A 4,440-nucleotide genomic window follows, 5' to 3' on the forward strand; every position below is an offset into this window, starting at 1 on the left:
CTGACCTTTGCCCCGCCGATGGCTGTGACGCATCTGAGTCGAGTCACCTCGGTGGCCCCCGACGGGGAGACGCAGTGGTTCTGTGACCATCTGCGAGCTGAGATCCGGCAGGGGTGTGGGCGCTCTCGGTGGGCTCGCCCCGACCGGACTGCATGGATCAAAACGCGGCCGAAGCGCTTCTGCAGACCTATGCCGGGCCTTCGGGGGCAGCACCGCTGATGTTTTTGAGCGACAGTGAGCCACGCCGATGCTTAAAGTAGCGGGCGGGCGTGGGATGAGACAGCCTGTCCCATGCGTACGTCGGACGAGACCGGAAGAGTCTCGCCGGGCTCCGCTGCCGCGGGGCAAGAAATGGAAATCGTGCACATATGGCGGCTGGACCGGGCGCGGTCCAGTTCAACGGGGGATCGAGCGCGATCCGGGAGGTGGTGGCAGTAATCCCTGAAGACGGGCCGCAGCAGGAGGCGAGGCCGGCGCAGGTGAATCGGCGGGCGCATCGGACTCCGCGGCGCAACCGCTCGGTGAGGTTCTCGCTGTCGGAGGAGGAGCATGCGTTGGTTGCCTCGGCGGCATCAGGAGAACGGCTTGCGGTCGGGGCATACGCGGCGCAGGCGGTGCTCAATGCGGCTCGAGGCAGTGTCCAGCCGCAGTACGCATTGCTGCGGGAGTCGCTGGCGATCGTGATGCATGCGTCGGGGCAGGCCCGACGGATTGGAGCCAACCTCAACCAGGCAGTCGCGGCGTTGCACTCGGGGGAGGCGTCGCCGCAGTTGCGGTGGTATGCCGAGGCGGCAGCGCGAACCGTCGAGAAGCTGGATGAGCTGGCTGACGATGTGTGTCGGCGGCTTCCTTAGCGTGGCCGGTGCGCGCTGATCGGGAAGGCAGTGCGTTCGCCGCCTGGAAGGTAGGCGTCGGTCGTCCGGGGCTTCGTCCGATCTTTGGACGGTAGATGTCGGAGCGGACGGCTCAGGCGATGTCGCGGACGGCCGTCCGCCGCGCCGCGGACGGCACGCGGACGGCTCGAACAGGGGAGTCTGTTAGTCCGGTTTCGCTACGCCGAACCAGTCCTGAGGAAGTGACCGGCCATGCCGTTGGGCTGCCCCCGATTCGGCGTAGATTGAGGCGCTATCGGAGAAGAACGGCGCATCGGGAGCGTCAGGCGTTCCGCGCCGATGCGGCTACCGCGCTGAAAGCGGCCCACGTCCGGACGCCGGAACTAGTGCGACGCAGCCGCTGCCTACTAACGGGTACGTTAGCGGATGATCTTGCTCGGATCGGTTGCGGGCAGGCGGATGCGGTGGCTCGGCAACGCCAGGAGCTGAGGACTCAGCCGACCTTTGGGGTGGCGCGGTCGATGATCGGGGCGAGGTCCAGGCTTGGCGGGAGGGTGCCGTAGGCGCCGCCCCAGTCGCCGGCCAGGCGGGTGGCGCAGAACGCGTCGGCGACCGCCGGGTGACCGTGTCTGACCAGCAGCGATGCCTGTAGGACCAGTGCCAGGTGCTCGGCTACTCGGCGGGCGCGGTACTCGATTGTGGACGTGTCGGCGAAGCTTTCCTTGGTCTCCTTGATGGCTGCGTCTAGGCGCTTGTCGGCTCCTTGGGAGAGGGCTACTTCGTCGAAGAACGCCTCTAGCGTTTGTGGTTCGCGTAGCGTTGCGCGTAGGAGATCGAGTGCCGCGACGTTGCCGGAGCCCTCCCAGATGGAGTTCAGCGGGGACTCGCGGAAGAGGCGGGGCATGCCGGACTCCTCGACGTAGCCGTTGCCGCCCAGGCATTCGAGGGCCTCGGCGGCGTGCGCGGGCCAGCGCTTGCAGATCCAGTACTTGCTGACCGCGAGGCCGAGGCGCTTGAAGGCGGTCTCGGTCTCGCTGCCGCGCACGGAGCGGTCGGTGGCGCCCGCGAGGCGCAGCATCGTGGTCGTGGCGGCCTCGGACTCGATCGCCAGGTCGGCCAGGACGTTGCGCATCAGCGGCTGGTCGATCAGCGGGCGGCCGAACGCCGAGCGGTGCGCGGCGTGGTGCGCGGCGGTGGTGACGCCGAGCCGCATGCCGGACGCGGCGCCGATGACGCAGTCCAGACGGGTCATGTTGACCATCTCGATGATGGTGCGGACGCCGCGGCCCTCGTCGCCGACGCGCCAGGCGACCGCCTCGTCGTACTCCACCTCGGAGGAGGCGTTGGAGCGGTTGCCGAGCTTGTCCTTCAGCCGCATCAGGCGCAGCGGGTTGAGGCCGCCGTCCGGCAGGACGCGGGGGACGAGGAAGCAGGTCAGGCCGCCGGGCGCCTGGGCGAGGGTGAGGAACACGTCGCACATCGGGGCGCTGGTGAACCACTTGTGGCCGACGAGCCGGTACGTCCCGTCGGGCTGGGGCGCGGCCGTGGTGGTGTTCGCGCGGACGTCCGAGCCGCCCTGCTTCTCGGTCATGGACATGCCGGCGAGGAGCGCGGTCTTGGTGAGCGGGGGCCGCAGCCCGAAGTCGTACTCCGGCCTGGCCAGGAGCGGCTCGTACTGCGCGGCCAGCTCCGGGGACTGGCGCAGCGCGGGGACGGCGGCGTAGGTCATCGAGACGGGGCAGCCGTGGCCCGCGTCGACGCGCCAGGTGTAGAACTTCGCGGCGCGGGCGACGTGGGCGCCCTCGCGGGGGTCGGTCCACGCGGAGCCGTGCAGGCCGTGCGTCACCGCGACGGTCATCAGCTCGTGCCACGCCGGGTGGAACTCGACCTCGTCGATCCGGTGCCCGCAGCGGTCGTGGGTGCGCAGGACGGGCGGGTGCTCGTTGGCGAGGCGTCCCCACTCCTGGGCCCGCTCGGTGCCGGCGAGGCGGCCGAGCTCGCGCACCTCGGGCTCGGCCCACCCGGCGCCCTCGCGGTGCAGCCCGTCCAGCAGGGCCGCCTCGTCGGACGCGTCGTGCCCGGCGAGCGGGGGGACCTGGTTGAACACCTCGTGCGTCACGCGCTCTCCCAACGTTCATGCCGTCGGTCGCAGAATACAGAACGCGGTTCGGACAACAAGATGATCATGCCTGCGGGGTGGGAGGACGTCCATCCTCCTCAGGTGGAGGGCGATCTCGTCCGCGCGGCGGATTGTCCCGCGCCGCCGGGGGCATACCGTCGAAATCATGAGTCAGTCCGGTCCGCAGCCCGAGCGGCCCGCCCCGAGCCGGCCGCCGGAGCGGCGGCGGGACGGCGGCCCCGTCCCCGAACCGGTCGACGTGACGGCCGCCCCCGACACCGGGCGGGCGGCCGAGACCGCGCGGCTCTCCGAGACCCCGCGGGCGCCCGAGGCCCGGCGGGCCTCCGACCCGGTGCGGGCGTCCGACGCCGAGCGCGAGGCCGTCGTGGAGCGGCTGCGGGTCGCCTCGGTGGAGGGGCGGCTCACCTTCGAGGAGCTGACCGAGCGCACCGAGGCCGCCTACGCGGCCGTCAGCCGGGGCGAGCTCGAACGCATCACCGCCGACCTGCCCAGCATGGGCGCGCCCGGGGCCAACCCCGCGCCAGTGCAGGTCAAGCGCAGGTTCAGCGCGGTCATGGGGGACTGCAAGGAGCGCATCGTCGGCCGCATCGACGGGCCGCTGGAGGCCGTGTCGGTGATGGGCGACGTCGAGCTCGACCTGCGCGGCGCGCAGGTCCCCACCGGCGAGGTCCACATCTGCGTGACCGCGGTGATGGGCGACGTCAAGATCATCGTTCCGGACGGCGTCAGCATCGTGCTGACCGGGCACAACTTCCTCGGCGACCGGCGGGTGGCGGTCCGCGACCCGCATCCGGGCGCCCGCGTCCCCGTCGTGCGCGTCACCGCGACCGCCGTGATGGGCGACATCAAGATCGTCGACGACGAGCACCACGCCCCGCTCCGGCGCGCCCTTGCCACCTGGTGGAAGGACCGCCGGTAGCGGGTGGGCGGGTCAGCGGGTGTCGTCGTGCGCTTCGGCGTCCTCGACGCCCTCCTCGTCCGGTGGGAGCGTGTCGGGGTGCTCGTACCTCACCCCGGGAGTCCCGGTTCCGCTGGTCTCCTCCCCGTCCGGGACGGTGCGGCCGCGGGCGTCGGACCGCTCGTTCACCGGGGCGAAGCGGCGGTCGTCGGTCTCCTCGGGCTCATGGCCGGTCTCTTCGCGCGTCATGGCCGCCCGCATACCCGGCGACCGGCGCCTCGAACGCCCCGTCAGACCGCGGTCGCCGCGCGGGAGGCCTCCAGCGCTTCGGCGTAGCGGAGGACGACCAGGTCAGCGACCTCCGGCGCCGCGCCGAGGGCGGGGGAGACAGCGGCGGCTCCGGCGGCCAGGGACTCCCGGCGGACCTTGTCGGCGAAGTGGCCCGGAGCGAGGATGTAGGACGCCACCGCCACGCGCGCGGAGCCCTTACCGGAGCCCATGCGGGTCTCGGCGGGCTTCTTGGTCAGCGGACGGTCCGGGAAGATGTTGATCCAGACCTTGCCGCCGCG

The 4,440-nt window shown here is 71.4% G+C and carries 4 protein-coding genes and 1 pseudogene; 2 read left to right on the plus strand and 3 right to left on the minus strand.

Going from position 1 to position 4,440, the window contains the following annotated elements; all coding sequences use genetic code 11:
* Positions 1 to 368: 368 nt before the first annotated feature.
* Positions 369 to 854 carry a hypothetical protein gene (locus ABWI04_RS41700; RefSeq protein ID WP_353835862.1) on the plus strand — a complete coding sequence of 162 codons (486 nt, stop codon included), beginning with the start codon at positions 369 to 371 and terminating at the stop codon, positions 852 to 854.
* A gap of 472 nt (positions 855 to 1,326) precedes the next feature.
* Here ABWI04_RS41700 and ABWI04_RS41705 read toward each other — a convergent pair whose 3' ends face one another.
* Entirely contained in the window at positions 1,327 to 2,952 is a 1,626-nt protein-coding gene (locus tag ABWI04_RS41705) for an acyl-CoA dehydrogenase family protein (RefSeq protein ID WP_353835863.1), read from the minus strand.
* A 166-nt stretch (positions 2,953 to 3,118) separates the two neighbouring features.
* Here ABWI04_RS41705 and ABWI04_RS41710 point away from each other — a divergent pair, with 166 nt between their 5' ends.
* Positions 3,119 to 3,892, plus strand: a complete 774-nt coding sequence (locus ABWI04_RS41710; RefSeq protein ID WP_353835864.1) for a DUF1707 SHOCT-like domain-containing protein — start codon at positions 3,119 to 3,121, stop codon at positions 3,890 to 3,892.
* 12 nt (positions 3,893 to 3,904) lie between these two features.
* Here ABWI04_RS41710 and ABWI04_RS41715 read toward each other — a convergent pair whose 3' ends face one another.
* Together ABWI04_RS41715 and ABWI04_RS42850 are read right to left on the minus strand one after the other, a co-directional pair.
* Entirely contained in the window at positions 3,905 to 4,120 is a 216-nt protein-coding gene (locus tag ABWI04_RS41715) for a hypothetical protein (RefSeq protein WP_345187617.1), read from the minus strand.
* 212 nt (positions 4,121 to 4,332) lie between these two features.
* A pseudogene (locus ABWI04_RS42850) lies at positions 4,333 to 4,440 on the minus strand (ribosomal protein L16); the annotation flags it as partial.

This window comes from Actinomadura sp. NPDC000929 (assembly GCF_040492065.1).
Classification (GTDB): domain Bacteria; phylum Actinomycetota; class Actinomycetes; order Streptosporangiales; family Streptosporangiaceae; genus Spirillospora; species Spirillospora verrucosospora.